A 17,830-nucleotide genomic window follows, 5' to 3' on the forward strand; every position below is an offset into this window, starting at 1 on the left:
ATTCATGCATAATTTGCGGATGAAATACATCGATTTGAAGAAGCTTTCTGAAACACAGTTTAAGCGATATACAGGCATCAGTTTTTCAACCTTTGATTTAATGGTTGAACAACTGAAAATACATGTCCCGACTAAAGGTAGACCACCTAAGTTAAGTGTAGAAGATCAGGTTTTACTCTGTCTGAGCTATTGGCGTGAATACCGAACTTTATTCCATGTCGCAACAAGTTATGGCGTGTCAGAGCCTACTGCTTCAAGAATCGTCCGCCATGTAGAGGATTGCCTAATCAAATCCAATCTGTTTAATTTACCGAAGAATTTGCCTGAAGGCGAAGGTATTGACTGGAATGTGGTGATCGTAGATGCCACAGAAATTCCAATACAAAGACCTAAAAAAACAGAAGAAAAGCTATAGTGGCAAGAAGAAGGCACATACTTTTAAAGTTCAAGCCATTATCCATTATAGAACTCGGCAAGTTCTGAGTTTATGCACGAGTCATGGTGCTGTACATGATTTCGAGCTATTCAAACGCAATTTAAATCAGGTTCCTAAAGGGTCTTTTATCCTTGCAGATAAAGGCTATCAAGGGATTTACGCAGTGTATCCAAATAGTCTCTTGCCATTAAAAGCAAAAAAGCGCTGCAAACTAGATCTCGAGCTAAAAGTTTACAATCAAGAAATCAATAAAAGAAGAATTGGGATTGAGCATGTATTTGGCAGTTTGAAGACCTTCAAAATACTTGCCGAGCGATATCGTAATCGAGGCAAAAGACTAGGCTTAAGATTCAATTTAATTGCTGGAGTCTATAACATGGAACTGAGTAAAAAATGACTTATGAAAGAACTCTTTTATATGTTTAGTTGTAATAGGCTTTGTCTTTTTAGTTCTTGGTCCAATAGTTATACCAAGAATTATGAGTTTGAACGGACGTGACATTCAAGATGAGGCATTTATTTGGTACAGTTTTGGACCTGGACTAATCATAATGATTGTGGCTTTTTATATACAATCACAACAGACAGTTAAAGTTTCATATGGCTGTGGTATTGTTCAGAACTACAAGTTAAATATAAATTCTAAAAACAAATTTGAAAGGGTTATCATTAAATTTGAAGATTCTTCTTATTATCGACACTTAAGGTTTGAAGACCATCTGTTACGTGAAGAATCAGGCGATTATGTTTGTTTCGAATTTTACGATAAGTTTAAAAATTCCTCTTTGAAAGAATCCGTCGTTTTAAAATGGATTGAGCCTACTGAAATGCAAAATATTAAGCGCATTAATCAGATAAAATAAAGCATATTTCATTGTAAGAGCAGAAACATGGCTATCGCTGAAGCATTTATTGCAAAACAAAATATTTATTTTGATTATGATTTTGAAGAACTGAATTTAGCGGATGATTTTCCTGAGGAACTCTTGGTTTCACTGCGTGGCATGATGTTCCGCCATGAAGTGAAATATCCTGAAGCGACTTATTTTGTATATTTCAGTAATATTTTGACAGGTGATGAACTGGAAAAAATGAAAGCGGATTTTGCGGAATATTGTCCTGCGGAATAATCCTGCTGGAGTTTCCCTCTCCTTATAGGAGAGGGTTAGGGAGAGGTAAATACCTTCATCCCAACCTTCTCCCAAAGGGAGAAGGAGTAATAATTGATAAAAAAGCGAAGCCTGAGCTTCGCTTTTTTCATGCTCTAATATTAGATTTTAGACTTAGATCTTAGAGATAAGATCAGCAACATTCTTCGCTTGTTCAGCTGCATTACCTGTATAGGTTGCAGGTGTCATTTCCGCTAAACGTGCACGATCTTCAGCAGGAACAGCTTCAAGTTCGTTACCATTAACGAAGCTCACCATCATGTCACGTGTCATCGCTTGACCACGCGTCAATGCTTTAAGTTTTTCGTAAGGTTTTTCAACCGCATAACGACGCATTACGGTTTGAATTGGTTCAGCAAGCACTTCTTGTGCATGATCAAGATCTTCAAGGATACGTGCAGCATTTAACTCAAGTTTACCAATACCTTTAGAGCAAGCTTCAAACGCGATTAAGCTTTGTGCAAAACCAACACCCATGTTACGAAGGACAGTTGAGTCAGTTAAGTCACGTTGCCAACGAGATACAGGAAGTTTTTCACCAAGATGTGCAAGTACGGCATTGGCAATACCCAAGTTACCTTCAGAGTTTTCGAAGTCGATTGGGTTGACTTTGTGCGGCATAGTTGAAGAACCGACTTCGCCTTCTTTCAAACGTTGTTTGAAGAAACCAAGTGAGATATAACCCCAAACGTCACGGTTAAAGTCGATCAAAATCGTATTGAAACGACGTAACGCATCAAAAAGTTCCGCCATGTAGTCATGTGGTTCAATTTGAGTAGTGTATGGGTTGAAAGTTAAACCTAAAGATTCAACAAATGCTTGAGAGTGAGCAGGCCAATTGATTTCAGGGTAAGCAGAGTAATGCGCGTTGTAGTTACCTACTGCACCATTGATTTTGCCGAGAAGCTCAACATTTTGGAATTGTTTGATTTGGCGCGCTAAACGGTAAGCCACGTTCGCCATTTCTTTACCCAAAGTTGTTGGGCTTGCAGTTTGACCATGCGTACGAGACAACATTGGTTGGTCTGCATGTTGTTCAGCAAGTGTAACAATTGAGTCGATAATTTGTTGCATTGCAGCAACGAGTACTTCACGACCGTTTTTCAACATTAATGCATGAGACAAGTTGTTGATGTCTTCAGATGTACATGCAAAGTGAATGAATTCACCGGCATTTTTAAGTTCATCGATGTGTGCAATTTGTTCTTTCAGGAAGTATTCAACTGCTTTAACGTCGTGGTTAGTCGTACGTTCGATTTCTTTAATACGGTTTGCATTTTCTTCAGAGAAGTTTGCAACAATTGCGTCAAGCGCAGCATTTGTTTCATTTGAGAATGCTGGTACTTCAGTAATTTCTGGGTGATTTGCAAGCGCTTGTAACCAACGCACTTCAACAGTCACACGAGCATGGATTAAACCAAACTCAGAAAGAAAAGGGCGTAGCGCATCACATTTGCTTGCGTAGCGTCCATCTAATGGAGAAAGTGCGGTTAAAGCGTTCATATCGATTCCTTAAATTTTGGAATTAAACGAAAAACGAAATGCGAGTTCAGCATCGGTTAAATCACCTGAAACTGTAAACGCGCGAGGTTTTGAATATCTTGAAGTAACTTTCGTTTACCAAACACCATGCCCCAAGAGCTCCCACCGAGCTGACGCCAAAGGTGTGCCATCTGCAACCCTGTAAATAGAGAAGCACGTATACGATTGGTATGTCCGGCATCTTTAAAGGCTTGTGCATTGCCACGTACCATAATCCGCGGATTAATCGAACCCGCAGTGTCGACATAGGTTTGGGCAAGGTTGGCAATAATGCTTGGATGAAGGTAGTTGTTATCGAAAAATGACAGTTGTCTTAAAATCTTTTGCTGAGATTGTTCAATAATTTCGACAAACTTCGGGTTGCTATAGACCTTCTTTTCTAATTGAAGAAGTGCCATGGCATAAGTCATAGGAAGTTTGGTCGATGATAATTTTGGCAAGCGAGATTTTGGAGAAGGATCAAAAGGTTGGGTGATACTACTTTCTAAGGTTTTTAAACCCAGTGAAACATCCGAGAGTTGATGAAAGAAATCGAGCGTCTGAACATTTAAATTGTCCTTTGGACGAATGTTCAGACTGGCTTTAATCAACTGCTCGAAATAGAAGTTACCACTTTCGCCAATGCTTTGCTGACCTGTGAGCGCGGTCATATGGGTCAGTTGTGTTGCTTGAAAAACACCTGCTAACGCCAAAGCGCGGTTTTGACGAGTATTCAACGCTGTAGACTGTTGAAACGGTAACTCCGTCATGCCGAAATCATCCTTTAATAAAATCTGGAATAGGCGCATTGGTATGATGAAATCACACCACCCCCTAAACAATATTCACCTGAATAGAACACCACACTTTGACCTGGAGTCACTGCGCGCTGTGGTTCATCGAACTCTACGCGTACACCGTTTGGTGCTTCAGGATCTTTAAAAATCGTACATGCTTGATCGGTTTGACGGTAGCGTGTTTTAGCGGTGCAACGGAAACCAGCTTCAGGAATCTCTTGTTCACCTGCAACCCAATCAATCGCTTCACTCCACAACGTGGTACTTTGCATGAGTGGATGTTCATGACCTTGACCGACCACTAAACGATTACCTTCGATGTCTTTATGTAGGACAAACCATGCACCTTCAGCGACGCCTTTCATGCCGCCAATGCCAATGCCGCCACGTTGACCGAGCGTATAGTACATTAAGCCGTGATGATCACCAACCTCTTTACCTGTATCGAGTACGATTTTTCCGGGTTGCGCTGGAAGATATTGTTTTAAAAAGTCATTAAAGCGACGTTCACCAATAAAACAGATACCTGTTGAGTCTTTTTTCTTGGCAGTCGCAAGACCCAATTCTTCAGCAATTTTACGCACTTCTGGCTTTTCAATTTCACCGACAGGGAACAATGTTTTGTTAATTTCACGACCATGCACGGCATGTAAGAAATAAGTTTGATCTTTATTTTGATCGACACCACGTAGTAGTGGTGCATATTCTTCACCACGCGAATTGGTTGCAGTTTCACCGCGACGGCAATAATGACCTGTCGCAATAAAGTCTGCGCCTAAATTAATCGCGTGATCTAAGAAGGCACGGAATTTGATTTCTTTATTACATAAAATATCAGGGTTTGGGGTACGACCTGCAGCATATTCTGCTAAGAAATGCTCGAATACACGATCCCAATATTCCATCGCGAAGTTGGCAGTATGGAGTTTAATCCCGATTTTGTCGCAAACGGCTTGTGCATCGGCAAGGTCATCCATTGCCGTACAGTATTCTGTGCCGTCATCTTCTTCCCAGTTTTTCATGAAAAGACCTTCAACTTGGTAACCTTGTTGAAGTAAAAGTGCAGCAGATACAGATGAATCTACACCACCAGACATACCGACGATGACACGTTGTTGCATAGGATTAGGCATCCAAATTTGAAATTAAGGGAGAATTTTGGTGCTCGTAAATGAGCGATAAAGGATATTTTTGACCTGAAAGCGCATCTTGCACCGCTTTAATCACCAATGGGCTACGTGCACGTGCAGATTCAATCAGTTCATCTAACGTCATCCATACTGCACCGACAATGCCTGTATCAAGCTCGGCATGTGGATCATGTGCAATGGATGTTGCTAAAAAGCAGAAACGGTAATAAGTACGGTCGGGGAACATGGGTGGGGTATACGTATACATCCCCAATAAGTTCGTCACTTCAACCGTATGACCTGTTTCTTCCATGGTTTCGCGAATGGCTGCTTCAATGATGGTTTCACCTGCCTCAACATGACCTGCTGGTTGATTAAACACAGTATGGGTCACACCTTCTGTATGTTCTTCGACAAACAGGAATTTTCCATCTTTTTCAACGACGGTTGCGACAGTGACGTGAGCAGTCCAAGCGGTCATAGAACAGCACCAAGGATAAGGATGCACTATTGTATAAAATTTTGGGGTGTGTGGCTATGATGGGAGGGGATTTCTTTGGAGAAGATGATTTTTGAACTTGGGGGACTAAATTTTGTGAGACAATGGATGAATAGTCATCGTGAAATAGGACGAATTATTTAAAAAAGGCTCAATTGATAAGTCTGGGCGTTCCATACTGACATAATATGATGATAGATATTCTACGCTAACTATTTATAATCAATAATATTTTATAATATATTTATTACATAGAGACTGAAAATGCAGCAAATTAATGTACCTAAAATATTTATTTCATATAGTTGGTCAAGCCCTGAACATGAAGAGTGGGTATTGGAATTAGCTGAAAATTTAATAAAAGATGGTATTGATATCGCACTAGATAAATGGGAATTAAGAGAAGGGGATGACCCGATAATTTTCATGGAAAGTATGGTGAACGATCCCACTATAACTAAGATCATAATGATTATTGACAGAAAATATACGGATCGTGCGAATCAACGCCATGGTGGTGTCGGAACAGAATCTACAATTTTATCGCAAGAGCTTTATAGTAAAAGAGATAAGAACAAGATTGTTGCTGTTATAGCTGAACCTAATGCTCCAAAACCTACATTTTATGCAGGTAGATTGCATGTTGATTTATCAAATACCGAACGATATGCAGAGGAATATGAGAAGTTAGTTCGTTGGGCTTATGATAAGTATAAATATGAGAAACCAAAGCTTCTTGGTAGTGCTCCGAGTTTTATTGTTGCTGAAGAAGAACAAATTGCACTATTCACAAACACTCAATATCGAATGGCAATAGATGCTTTAGAAAAGGGTAAAAGCAATGCTAGCAGTTTAGTGAAACAATATTTGGATAAGCTTCTTTTAGAGCTGCCAAAATTTTCTATATTAGAAAAAGATAATGATCTTAATGAATTATTTAAGCAAAAACTTGAACATTTTCAGCCTCACTTGTATGAGTTTCAAAAGGTTGTTGATGCTGTTTGTACTCACTCAAATGATCCTAAGATTTTCAAACATTTCCGTAGCTTTTTAGAAAGACTTTTAAGCTTATTATGTACAGTTCCAAATGAAAAAGGGCGCTTAACAATAGATTTAGAATTATTCAGTTTTTTTAACTATGAATTTTTTCTTTCGTTAGTGACTATTTTAATTAAAAATGAAGAATTTAATGAACTTAAAGAGATTCTGGATGAACTCTATATGTTGCCTGAAAATTTCTATCAGCGGCATTTATTAGAAAAAAAATATATGACCTTTACTGTGTTTCTCCCAAGAGAATATGGTTTTATCGAAAATATTCTAAAACCAAAATACTATTCACCATTAGGTGACCTAATAAAAGATTATTCTGATGATCAAGTTATTACTTTTGAAGAAATTTGTGAAGCAGATGCGTTCTTGTTTATAAAATCTTTAACATATGCCTTGCAAATTGATGACTATTATAGAAAAAGATGGTGGCCTCATGTGTCTTTTTATATCGTAAGAGACCGTTACCATGCTTTAAAAGTTTTTGTTAAGTCAGAAAGGCCCACTTATTTTGATGAAATAAAGAAAGTATTAAATGTTAAAGATTTACAGTTCATTATAGATATACTAAATATAAATCGAGAGAATCCATATAATCAAAACTTATACCTCCCTAAATGGCCAGAAGCTTTTGCCACATTTGATTTAAAGACTCTATGTAATTTAGATAAATTGCATAATTCATAGACAATATTAAAGAATCCTCACTAGGAGTGGGGATTCAAATTATATTTATTTAGCATAAAATCTCTGAGATTAAGAAGTTTTTTATTTATAATTCCCCGACACCTTCACATAATTCTGTGCCGAATACGGTAAAAACGCCTTTTCTTTCTCAGTAATAGGGCGTACTTTTTTAACAGGGCTGCCCATATATAAATAACCACTTTCCAAAACTTTGTTTGGCGGAACAAGCGAACCTGCGCCAATCATCACATCATCTTCAACAATCACATCATCCAAAATAATCGTGCCAATACCGACCAAAACCCGATTACCAATGGTACAACCATGTAATTTAACATGATGACCAATCGTGACATCTTCACCAATAATTAAAGGCGAACCTTCAGGTTTATCGGCTTTTTTATGACTCACATGCAACATCGAGTGGTCTTGCACATTCGAGTTTTTACCAATGTGGATATGATTGACATCACCACGAATCACGGCAAACGGCCAAACCGAGACATTTTCGCCTAAGACAACATCACCAATGACGACTGACATTGGGTCAACATAACAAGAATCATCAATAGTTGGTGCAGTGTCTAAATAAGGACGAATGTTTTGGCTCATAGTAAAGTCATCTGAGTGAATGATCGGTTTTAAAGCAGTATAAAATAAAAAAGCACCTAGACCGAAATCTAGATGCTTAAACTTAAGTCTAAAACGATTTTAAAAAACGTTTTAATTAAAATAAGTTAGAGAAGAATTGTTTTACATGGTCAATCATACGTGCGAAGAAATTCGCTTCTTCAACTGCTTTTAAAGCTACAAGTGGTTTTTCAGCAATGACTTTACCATCTAAAGTTGCAACGTATTTACCAACGACTTGACCGGCTTTTAAAGGTGCAGTCAATTTCGGTTGAACGACCAATTGCGTTTTAATGGCATTGGCTTGACCTTTTGGCATGGTCACATTGAAGTTTTCTGCTAAACCAATTTGAACGTCAGCATCTTTACCAAACCAAACTTTTGCTTTCGCTAAGACTTGTTTGCCCGGTTGAACACTTTTAGTTTCAAAGTTTGCATAACCCCAAGCCAACAAATCACGTGTTTGTGATGCACGTTCGTTCATGCTTGGTGCACCAAAAATCACGGAAATTAAACGCGTCGGACCACGTTTTGCAGAAGTTGTTAAGCAATAACCAGCTTCATCGGTATGACCTGTTTTTAAACCATCCACGCTTGGGTCTGTATAAAGCAGGGCATTACGGTTGCCTTGTTTAATGCCGTTAAATGCAAATTCTTTTTCAGAATAAATTGGGTAGTATTTTGAACTATCATGAATAATATGTTGTGCAAGCACTGCCATATCTTTTGCAGTTGAATAATGACCTTCAGCAGGCATACCAGTTGAATTGATGAAATGAGTATTCACCATGCCGATACGTTTTGCTTCTTGGTTCATCATATGCGCGAATGTACCTTCGTTACCCGCAATATGTTCAGCCATCGCTTTCGATGCATCATTACCCGATTGAATAATAATACCGCGTAACATTTCTAAAGACGTCGCTGTACCGTTCAATGGAACGTACATACATGATTCTGTGCTACTGCCACGACACCATGCAGATTCGTTCATACGAACTTTTTCATCTTCAGTCAGTTCACCGTTCAATAATTTTTGTTCAATGATGTAGCTGGTCATCATTTTTGTCATTGAAGCAGGAGCTAATTTTTCATTTTCATTTTTAGCAGCGAGGATTTGCCCAGTCTCGAAATCCATCAGCACGTATGATTTATTATTAAATTCTGGCGGTGCACTAAGGACGGTTGCTGCAAATGAAAAACTAGGTGCAATCAGGAGTGCAGCAAGGGCGGTTTTTGGGATCATTCTAGTTAGTCCAATATCTTGATGTGAGCACAAAAGAGCTAGCATTTTAGGACAAACATCAACGGACTTCTACGGGGGAGAAAGGCTTATTTTAGAAGTATTGTAAGTCGTTTTAACGATTCACGAAAAAAAACTTTAAATCACAGCAAAATTGAATATAAAACGATCAATTTGATTTTAATCGCTATGATTTAAAGTCGGATTCTTTTGAGTTAAAAAAGATTAATAGCTCACGAGTTCATTACAGATGGCTTGGTTTTTAGTTTTGCCCGCAGTTTTGGCATCTTGGCGTGCCTCGTTCAAGACTTTGCTAAAACTACTTTGCTTCGATAATTGATTTAATGCTTGCACAGGATCTTTTTGGCTTGGTAAATATTCTTTCGCAAGTTTGCCATAACCCTGTTCAAATTTCGCGGTGTCTTTGACCAAGCTTGGGCAGACTTCAGACAATACATAAATCGCTGCAAGTTCTTCATGCGTCACTTGCTGATTCGTTGGGGTAACATCAATATTTTCATTTGCTGCAAATACAGCAGGGCTGAACAAGGTTGCAGCTAAAGTTAGGGCTGAGAGTGATTTAAATAACGGATTTTTCATAGAAAACTCTAAATAAAATACAATAAATTTGAGCCTAGCTTAACGCCATTTTCTAAAATGGAAATAACAAAAATGTTATTACACGGTCGAATCATGAAAGAAATATGAAGAAATCCCCAAATATTCCAAAAGCAAACGAAGACAATGCATGGATTATCTTCGTACATTCAACTTTGTTGTTATGGTGTGTAATTTAAAATGTCATCGCATGCTGACTGTTGTTCTGCTGCATCCATGTTTTTAGCGTTATTACGTGTTTCAGCAAGTAGCGTTTGATATTCGCTATCTGCTTGCAACTGTGCAAATGTCATTTTTGCGCCAGCATAATCGCCTAAGTTTGCCGTAATTAAATGCTGAACATTGCCATCAAATTGTGCATTTTTTCCCATCAGTGTCGGGCAAAGCTCACTCATCACTTGAGTCGATGCAATATCTTCTTTAATCATGGTATTGGCTTCGGCATTGCTTAAATCATTTTCAGCCATGGCATGAGAGAAAACGGCTGAAAGTGTAAGGATGCAAACAGTCTGAATGGTTAATTTTTTAATCATCATGGGTAACATCTATTCAGGATGGAAGTTGGAGAATAAATATATATAATTCCAAGACAAATACAATAAAATGTTCCCGCAAGTCATTTTGTTGACCCATGAGATAATGCTGTGAATATATTAATATCAAATGATGATGGTGTGTTGGCACCGGGCATTCAAGCCATTGCCCAAGCGTTAAAAGCTTTAGGGCGTGTCGTGATTGTGGCACCTGAAACTGAACGAAGTGGATTTTCCAGTGCTTTGACCATTGATCGACCATTAAGACCTGTTGAAATCTCTCCCGATGTGTGGGCGGTAAATGGAACTCCGGCAGACTGCGTGTATTTGGCAGTGAACGGTTTGTTTGATTTTGACTTTGATTTAGTCGTCAGTGGTATTAATAACGGTCCCAATTTAGCCGATCATATTTTATATTCGGGAACCGTCGGTGCAGCGATGGGTGGACGTTTAAATCGTTTGCCATCTTTGGCAATTTCATTGTGTGGTGCGAAAGTGCGCGCTTATCAGCATCCTGAACAGTTTAAAATGGCAGCGGAATGGGTACGTGATTTTATTCAGACAGGTTTAGCAGAGTTGCCACCGAGACATATTTTCAATATTAATATTCCCGATGTTGCCGAAATTCAAGGCACTCAAGTCACGTATTCAAGTCAATGTTTAAGCGCAAAAGCCATTATTCCACAGGTCGACCCACGTGGGCGAAAGGTGTATTGGATTGGCTTATCGAGTGACGCTGTGGCTGTGCCGAAATCAGGTTTTGAAGAGTTTTTATCAGATGCTGAAGCGGTAGCCCAAGGCTATGTCAGTATAACGCCTATACAAATGGATACGACAAACTACGCTGTGATGCATGATTTACAACGACAGCTTTCCGAAAAGGCGGAAGTAGTGTTATAACTTTGTGAAAATATAATCATTACGGTAATCAGGTAGTGATTTTTTGCTAATCTTGACGGGTTTTTAAGCCGTATAGATGTTCGAGAGGAAGATAATGGTATTGGTGTCAGCAAAACGTAAATTCACATCACCTGCAACGTTGATGAAAGCAATTGCAATTTCAAGTGTAGTGGCTTCGACCGTGTTGGTTACAGGTTGTGCATCTAAACCCTTAATCAATGGTTCGACACGTTATGCCGCAGCACCGGACTTCTATACGGTGCGTTCAGGCGATACCCTAAGTGGTATTGCAACGCGTTACGGTCTGAACTACGTTACTGTGGCGCAAATGAATGATATTGCTGAACCTTATCGTATTTTTGTCGGTCAATCGATTCGTCTTAAAAATAATAGCAATAGCCGCAATACAACCACACAAGCCATTGCACAAGCAGCACCGATTCAACGTCAAACCATTGCGTTACCAAGTAATACCACTGCATCAGCACCGGTAACACCTGCAAAAGTAACCACGCCAACAGTTGCGAAAGCTGTGACACCAGCGCCAGTTGTCGCTGCAACAGGTTTACGTTGGGTCAAACCAAGCCAAGGCAGTATCTTGCAAAGTTATAACTTAAGCGCAGGCGTAAAGGGCACGCGTTATACCGGTAAAGACGGTGATCCTGTTTATGCTGCTGCTGACGGACAAGTGGTTTATGCTGCAGATGGCTTAAAAGAGTACGGTAATTTAGTGCTCATTAAGCACATCAATGGCTACATTACGGCTTATGCACATAACAGTAAAATGAATGTGAAAAGTGGTGAAAATGTGACTGCAGGTCAAAAGATTGCAGAGATGGGTTCAACCGGTACCACACGTACGATGCTTGAATTTCAAGTTCGACTTGATGGAAAGCCGATCAATCCCGCGAACGTTTTAGCAAATAATTAAATAAATAATGCAAATAGAAAATTTCACCGTATAATACAATGAGTTGTTTTTATCAACTGATAAAGGCATCTCATAAGTTTAGAGGGGAATTTATGTTAGATCAACTTCGAGCAATGGGCGTCTTTGCTTGCGTTGTAGAAAAAAACTCGTTTAGCGGTGCTGCGCGTGATTTAGGAATTACCACCAGTGCGGTGAGTCAACAAATTCGCTCTTTAGAACAAGATATGGAAGTCATTCTTCTAAATCGTTCAACGCGTAAATTAAGTTTGACCGAAGCGGGGCAAGCATTTTTCTACAGCTGTCAAGAAATGTTGGCAGCAGCTGAGCGTGGCAAAGTTCGTATTAATGAATTGCGTGATGATCTCGTGGGTGAGCTACGAATTGCTTCTACACCTGAACTTTGTGCGACACATTTGGTACCAGCATTGTCGCATTGGATGTCGGCACATCGTGGCTTAAATATTCATTTTGAAACCAATAATCAAAATCATGATGTATTAGATGGGCGTATTGATATTGCTCTGCGTTTGGATCAATTGCTGGATGAACAACAATTCAATGCGATTCCATTGATTCAGATTGAACAGATTTTGGTAGCAGCACCAAGTTATATCAATCAAGCCGCGCTGATTGCTAAACCAGATGATTTGAAAAATCACGATTTATTACCGTCAACGCCACTCAAGCCATTCGAAAAATTACAATTCCAACATGTGAATAAAGCTGACTCAGTCACGCTTGAATTCAACTCACGTTTTAATACCAATAGTCATTGGGTGACACGTGCAATGTGTTTACAAGGCAATGGTATTACTAAAATTTCATACTTAGACGTTCAAAAAGATTTACAAAAAGGCGCATTGGTTGAAGTCTTACCTGAATGGAAACTTCCACCTTTAACATTATATGCTGTGATTCAAAAGGGTGATCAGCATGCAACGAAAATTTTACGTTGTATCGAAACTTTAAAGCAGTATTTTAATCAGCTTTCAGGCGCACGTATTTTACAGCTTGCCTCTTAATTTTTTCATTATTTTCACTTAAAGACATACCATAAAAAAGCCGCTCGAAGCGGCTTTTTTATCTTTCAGATTTTAATGATTTAAGCTAAATAGGCTTTAAGCAAAGTCACTAAGCGTTCAACCAGTAGGTCTGCTTGTTCTTGTGTAATGTTCAATGGTGGCAATAGACGCACTACGTTACCAGCAGTCACATTGACAATCAGTTTGTATTCATCACGGGCAATATCGACCACATCACCACATGCTTTAGGCAATTCAATTCCGATCATTAAACCGAAACCACGTACAGTCACGTTTTGATCTGCAAGTTGGCTACGCAATTGCTCAACAATATAAGCGCCTTTTGTCGCTGCATTCGCTACGATGTTTTCTTTTTGCATGATGTCCAAAATGGTATAAACCACACGTGAACCGAGTGCTGTACCACTATACGTCGAACCATGGTTACCCGCAGTTAACACACCGACACCACGACCTTGTGTCATGACCGCGCCAATCGGGAAGCCATTACCTAAACCTTTTGCGGTGGTTAAAACGTCTGGAATAATGTTGGTGTGCTGATAGGCAAAGTATTTACCTGTACGACCATTACCGGTTTGTACTTCATCGAGCATCATTAACCAATTGTGTTGGTTACAGATTTGACGGATGTCTTCAAGATAGCTAAAGCCTTGAGGTGCAGTATTGACACCACCTTCACCTTGAATCGGTTCAACCAAAATGGCCACAATGTCAGGGTGATTGATGGCAGCTTCTTCAATCGCTTCAATGTCGCCAAAAGGTACACGAATAAAGCCTTCAACCAATGGTCCAAAGCCATCTTGTACTTTCTTGTTGCCTGTTGCAGATAATGTCGCCATGGTACGGCCATGGAAAGAATGATCAGCAACAATGATCTTTGGTGTGCTGATGCCTTGCATATGACCAAATTTACGTGCAATTTTGATTGCACCTTCATTCGATTCTGCACCACTGTTGGAGAAGAAGACTTCTTCCATACCTGCAACATCTGCAAGTTTTTGTGCAGCTGCAGTTTGCCATGGCACTTCAAATAAGTTACTGGTATGAATTAACGTCGATGCTTGTTCTGCAATGGCTGCTGCAATCTCTGGGTGTGCATGACCCAAACCACATACCGCAATACCAGTTAATGCATCTAAGTACTCAGTCCCATCTTCTGTATAAAGAAATGCGCCTCGTCCTCGGACAAAGCTGATCTTTTGACGGCCAAATACAGGCATCAAGTGTGATGGTTGATCAGTTTGCACCGGAGCGAGGGTAATATTATTCATGACTAACTCTATATTGTTAGGTGGAAAGAAAAACTTATATAAGCAAAATTGTACTGAGAATTAAAGTCTAATTGTAAATAAAATTGGATTTATTGCTTTTGACGTACTGTTTTCTTTGGATTTGGGTATAATGCGAATCAGAATAGTTGAGGATTTATCAATGACTGAACAAGCACGCGATACCGAAGCGTTAATTCGTGACCAAATTGCAAAACATGCAGTTCTTCTCTACATGAAAGGCACACCACAATTCCCACAATGTGGTTTCTCTGCACGTGCGGTAGAAGCACTCAGTCAAATTGGTCGTCCTTTTGCTTATGTGAATATTCTTGAAAATCAAGATATTCGTGCAACTTTGCCGCAAATTGCAAACTGGCCGACTTTCCCACAATTGTGGATTAACGGCGAGTTGATTGGTGGTAGCGACATCATGCTCGATATGTTCCAAAAAGGTGAATTAAAATCTTTAGTTGAACAATACAGCCCAGCGCCTGAAGCTTAATTCAGCCTGCTATAAAAAAAGCGCCGTTAAGGCGCTTTTTTTATCAGGGTATATCACACAAACAATCGATTAAGATTGTTCATGCATATGACTTGAAGGTTTAGTTTGAACATCGCTGCTTGATTCATCTTGCATGTCAATAGCGTCTGTTTCTGTAGCAGTGGTGTTATCTTGCTGCTTTAACTGTTTAGCTGCTTTTTTCTCAGCCTTCTTTGCCGCTTTTTCCTTTTTCTTTTGTTTGGCTTTCTTTTTCTCTTTTTTCGATGGCTCTTCTACCAATTCAGCACCATCTTCAATCGCTTGCCAATAATCAAGTTGATCCATCACAGCCGCAAAAATCGACTTCTTGGTATAACGACCTTTTTTGTCCATGGTGCCGACAGGGCGTGACATCAAGATTTCCAAGGCTTGAGCGATGTTATCAATGGCATGAATATGGAATTGACCTTCCTCAACCGCAGTGATGACATCTTTACGTAGCATCAGATGCTGCATATTTTGACGCGGAATAATAACCCCTTGTTTTCTGGTTAAACCTTGTAATTTACAAGCATCAAAGAAACCTTCAATTTTTGCATTGACACCGCCAATCGGTTGAACTTGACCCAATTGGTTCATAGAACCGGTAATTGCCCATGATTGATCGATGGGTAATTGGCTAATCGCAGAAATCAAGGCAGACAATTCAGCAACGGTGGCACTATCGCCATCGACTTGACCATAACTTTGTTCAAAGGCAAGGGCAGCTGAGAAATGTAAAGTTTGTTCGCGACCAAAATGCGCTTTTAAGAACGATGACATCAATAACACGCCTTTGGCATGTAATGAGCCACCAAGCTCTACGCTGCGTTCAATATCTAGAATATCGCCACCGCCTTGATATACCGATGCAGTTAAACGAGAGGGTAAACCAAACTCAACATCGGCATATTGAATCACCGACAATGCATTGATTTGTCCTAGACGATGACCCCGTGTTTCAATCAGTTGTGTACCACGACTGAGATCTTGCCAATAGAGTTCGCGTAAATAACCCAAACGATATTTACGGTGATCGAGTGCTGTATTGATATGTTTCTCAGATACGATTTTATCATCTGCTTTAAAGGCATGATGATGTGCTTCACGAATCAAATCACCCAAGGTTAGGGCATGTAATGACAATGAACTTTGGTCTTCAGCTTGACGGCTTGAATCGGTAAGCAGTGCTGCTAATGCTGAACGATCAAACGGCAATAACTTGTCTGCTTGCACATAATCGGCAATCAGTTGCATATAAGCCTGCTCATTATTGTCATTACGTTGTAATGTATCTGTAAAGTCGGCACGAATTTTAAAAATACTGCCAAGCTCAGGTTCAAGCTCTAAAATATCATAATAAATTTCAGGTTCCGCAAGTAATATTACTTTGATATTCAAAGGAATAGATGCAGGCTCTATTGATATACTTCCTGTTAAAGTCAGCATATGCTCAAGCGAAGACAGCTTAAGATGCCCTGATTTTAAGGCACGTTTTAAACCTTGCCATGCATACGGCTGTTCAAGCAGTTGTTCAGCCTCAAGCATCAAATAACCGCCATTGGCTTTATGCAAGGTACCCGGACGAATAAGGGTGAAGTCAGTGGTAATGGTGCCATTTTGTGTCAGTTGTTCAACATGACCCAATAAATTGTAATGGGTTGGAAAATCTTCAAACAGAACTGGCGCACCGCTATTCGGTTTATTGCTTACAATTACATTGGCTTGATAGCGTGAAGGCACACGACTGAACAAAGCCGGCGTGAAATCATCCTCTTCTTGTTCAAGTACAATTTCAACATTACTAATAATGTCTTCAGCATAATGCTTCAGATATTCTTCTAAACCTGCCACATCTTTAAACTTGGCAAGAATTTGCTCCATACGTGGCATGACCACTTGTTTGGCAATATCACGATTTAGAATTTGCACTTGATCACGGGCATCATCTTCCAAATCACCCAAATGTAAGCCAAGACGTTCTAATTTTTTGTCCATGTAACGCATATGGGTGGCGATTTCAGCACGATCTTTATTGCTTAGCGCATTGAGGTCTTCTTGGGTCATTTCCAAGGCTTGATCGTCGACAAAATGAATCGGAACAAAAGTATGTTCTTCATTGCGAGTAATCAGCTTAAGATCAAATTCTTCGCCTTCGCGGGTCAGCTCAATTAACGCTTGATGTTGTTCTTCACCAGTTTGTTGGCGAATAAGTTCAATGCGATTGTGATAGCTTTCCGCGGTAAAACGACGTTCAAGCTGTTTTAAGGTGGTTTGCCAACTCTGATGTAACAGGGCTTGAAATTTTGGCCCTTGACCGGCAGGGAGTTCGAGTGCAATCGGTTGGCGTGGATTTTTAAAATTATTGACATAAACCCAATCATTTGGGGTTTGCATGCTTTTTGCGTGTTGTCTGAGCAAGCGTTTAATCATGGTGCGCTTGCCTAAACCTGCAGTCCCCACGGCAAAGATGTTATAGCCTGAATAAGGGAGGGCAATGCCGGCTTCGACTGAAGCGCGCGCGCGATCCTGACCTAAAAAGTTATTTAAAGGTTTAATGCGCTTGGTCGATGCTGGAATTTTATCAAGCTTCGGAATATGCGTCAGTTGTGTCGATTTTAAACGCGTATGTTCAAGGGTCTTTTCTATTTCGCTTGGTTCAGCTGGCATAGTTTGGGTATCCGAACTGAGGGTTTCTACTGTTGTTATTGTATCGTTGCTGAGAGAAGAATTAATTTGATCGAGTTTTTGCGTCACTGTTTAAGATCCAAAACGAAATATTGCGTGAATTAAGTTTAAGGTATACAGAATTACTTGAAAAATTCAAGCCAACATATCTGTTTTGACCGAAA

The 17,830-nt window shown here is 39.7% G+C and carries 18 protein-coding genes and 1 pseudogene; 9 read left to right on the forward strand and 10 right to left on the reverse strand.

Going from position 1 to position 17,830, the window contains the following annotated elements:
* Positions 1 to 19 precede the first annotated feature (19 nt).
* The 4 genes from GFH30_RS13350 (at position 20) to GFH30_RS04770 (ending at position 1,566) form a co-directional block, all read left to right on the forward strand.
* Positions 20 to 415 (forward strand): transposase family protein, encoded by a 396-nt coding sequence (locus GFH30_RS13350; protein ID WP_171501020.1) that lies wholly within the window; start codon positions 20 to 22, stop codon positions 413 to 415.
* Complete coding sequence (locus tag GFH30_RS13355; RefSeq protein ID WP_196779989.1) at positions 363 to 833, forward strand: transposase family protein; 471 nt, start codon at positions 363 to 365, stop codon at positions 831 to 833. The genes GFH30_RS13350 and GFH30_RS13355 overlap by 53 nt, the downstream gene beginning before the upstream one ends.
* Before the next feature lie 88 nt (positions 834 to 921).
* Positions 922 to 1,299 carry a hypothetical protein gene (locus GFH30_RS04765; RefSeq protein WP_153371145.1) on the forward strand — a complete coding sequence of 126 codons (378 nt, stop codon included), beginning with the start codon at positions 922 to 924 and terminating at the stop codon, positions 1,297 to 1,299.
* Between the two features lie 27 nt (positions 1,300 to 1,326).
* Positions 1,327 to 1,566 (forward strand): hypothetical protein, encoded by a 240-nt coding sequence (locus tag GFH30_RS04770; protein WP_153371146.1) that lies wholly within the window; start codon positions 1,327 to 1,329, stop codon positions 1,564 to 1,566.
* A 153-nt stretch (positions 1,567 to 1,719) separates the two neighbouring features.
* Here GFH30_RS04770 and purB read toward each other — a convergent pair whose 3' ends face one another.
* The 4 genes and pseudogenes from purB to GFH30_RS04790 all read right to left on the reverse strand — a co-directional run bounded on the left by purB (position 1,720) and on the right by GFH30_RS04790 (position 5,534).
* Positions 1,720 to 3,108 (reverse strand): adenylosuccinate lyase, encoded by a 1,389-nt coding sequence (gene purB / locus GFH30_RS04775; protein WP_153371147.1) that lies wholly within the window; start codon positions 3,106 to 3,108, stop codon positions 1,720 to 1,722.
* A gap of 56 nt (positions 3,109 to 3,164) precedes the next feature.
* On the reverse strand, positions 3,165 to 3,896 hold the full coding sequence (gene hflD / locus GFH30_RS04780) for a high frequency lysogenization protein HflD (RefSeq protein ID WP_153371148.1): 732 nt from the start codon (positions 3,894 to 3,896) through the stop codon (positions 3,165 to 3,167).
* 7 nt (positions 3,897 to 3,903) lie between these two features.
* Positions 3,904 to 5,044: pseudogene (gene mnmA / locus GFH30_RS04785) on the reverse strand (tRNA 2-thiouridine(34) synthase MnmA).
* 4 nt (positions 5,045 to 5,048) lie between these two features.
* Positions 5,049 to 5,534 (reverse strand): NUDIX hydrolase, encoded by a 486-nt coding sequence (locus GFH30_RS04790; RefSeq protein ID WP_153371150.1) that lies wholly within the window; start codon positions 5,532 to 5,534, stop codon positions 5,049 to 5,051.
* A 282-nt stretch (positions 5,535 to 5,816) separates the two neighbouring features.
* Between GFH30_RS04790 and GFH30_RS04795 the strand changes: the two genes are divergently transcribed.
* Positions 5,817 to 7,289 (forward strand): toll/interleukin-1 receptor domain-containing protein, encoded by a 1,473-nt coding sequence (locus GFH30_RS04795; protein WP_153371151.1) that lies wholly within the window; start codon positions 5,817 to 5,819, stop codon positions 7,287 to 7,289.
* An 81-nt stretch (positions 7,290 to 7,370) separates the two neighbouring features.
* On the opposite strand, the gene GFH30_RS04800 is transcribed toward GFH30_RS04795, so the two are convergent.
* From GFH30_RS04800 to GFH30_RS04815, 4 genes are all read right to left on the reverse strand, one after another.
* Positions 7,371 to 7,901: a gamma carbonic anhydrase family protein gene (locus GFH30_RS04800; RefSeq protein WP_153371152.1), complete on the reverse strand. Its 531-nt coding sequence runs from the start codon at positions 7,899 to 7,901 to the stop codon at positions 7,371 to 7,373.
* Positions 7,902 to 8,016: 115 nt separating this feature from the next.
* Positions 8,017 to 9,165, reverse strand: a complete 1,149-nt coding sequence (gene dacC, locus GFH30_RS04805; protein ID WP_153371153.1) for a D-alanyl-D-alanine carboxypeptidase PBP5/6 — start codon at positions 9,163 to 9,165, stop codon at positions 8,017 to 8,019.
* A gap of 222 nt (positions 9,166 to 9,387) precedes the next feature.
* Positions 9,388 to 9,762: an MCR_0457 family protein gene (locus tag GFH30_RS04810; RefSeq protein WP_153371154.1), complete on the reverse strand. Its 375-nt coding sequence runs from the start codon at positions 9,760 to 9,762 to the stop codon at positions 9,388 to 9,390.
* 179 nt (positions 9,763 to 9,941) lie between these two features.
* Entirely contained in the window at positions 9,942 to 10,316 is a 375-nt protein-coding gene (locus tag GFH30_RS04815; RefSeq protein ID WP_227551571.1) for an MCR_0457 family protein, read from the reverse strand.
* Positions 10,317 to 10,424: 108 nt separating this feature from the next.
* Here GFH30_RS04815 and surE point away from each other — a divergent pair, with 108 nt between their 5' ends.
* The 3 genes from surE (at position 10,425) to GFH30_RS04830 (ending at position 13,166) form a co-directional block, all read left to right on the forward strand.
* Positions 10,425 to 11,213 (forward strand): 5'/3'-nucleotidase SurE, encoded by a 789-nt coding sequence (gene surE, locus GFH30_RS04820; RefSeq protein ID WP_153371155.1) that lies wholly within the window; start codon positions 10,425 to 10,427, stop codon positions 11,211 to 11,213.
* Between the two features lie 94 nt (positions 11,214 to 11,307).
* Complete coding sequence (locus GFH30_RS04825; protein WP_153371156.1) at positions 11,308 to 12,144, forward strand: peptidoglycan DD-metalloendopeptidase family protein; 837 nt, start codon at positions 11,308 to 11,310, stop codon at positions 12,142 to 12,144.
* A 92-nt stretch (positions 12,145 to 12,236) separates the two neighbouring features.
* Positions 12,237 to 13,166: a LysR family transcriptional regulator gene (locus GFH30_RS04830; protein WP_153371157.1), complete on the forward strand. Its 930-nt coding sequence runs from the start codon at positions 12,237 to 12,239 to the stop codon at positions 13,164 to 13,166.
* Between the two features lie 80 nt (positions 13,167 to 13,246).
* Here GFH30_RS04830 and GFH30_RS04835 read toward each other — a convergent pair whose 3' ends face one another.
* Positions 13,247 to 14,458 carry an aspartate aminotransferase family protein gene (locus tag GFH30_RS04835; RefSeq protein ID WP_153371158.1) on the reverse strand — a complete coding sequence of 404 codons (1,212 nt, stop codon included), beginning with the start codon at positions 14,456 to 14,458 and terminating at the stop codon, positions 13,247 to 13,249.
* A gap of 160 nt (positions 14,459 to 14,618) precedes the next feature.
* On the opposite strand from GFH30_RS04835, the gene grxD reads away from it, so the two are divergent.
* Positions 14,619 to 14,960 (forward strand): Grx4 family monothiol glutaredoxin, encoded by a 342-nt coding sequence (gene grxD / locus GFH30_RS04840; RefSeq protein ID WP_153371159.1) that lies wholly within the window; start codon positions 14,619 to 14,621, stop codon positions 14,958 to 14,960.
* Positions 14,961 to 15,029: 69 nt separating this feature from the next.
* Here the strand turns inward: grxD and GFH30_RS04845 are convergent, their stop codons facing one another.
* On the reverse strand, positions 15,030 to 17,687 hold the full coding sequence (locus GFH30_RS04845) for a Lon protease family protein (RefSeq protein ID WP_227551610.1): 2,658 nt from the start codon (positions 17,685 to 17,687) through the stop codon (positions 15,030 to 15,032).
* Between the last annotated feature and the right edge of the window lie 143 nt (positions 17,688 to 17,830).

The organism is Acinetobacter wanghuae (assembly GCF_009557235.1).
Taxonomy (GTDB): domain Bacteria; phylum Pseudomonadota; class Gammaproteobacteria; order Pseudomonadales; family Moraxellaceae; genus Acinetobacter; species Acinetobacter wanghuae.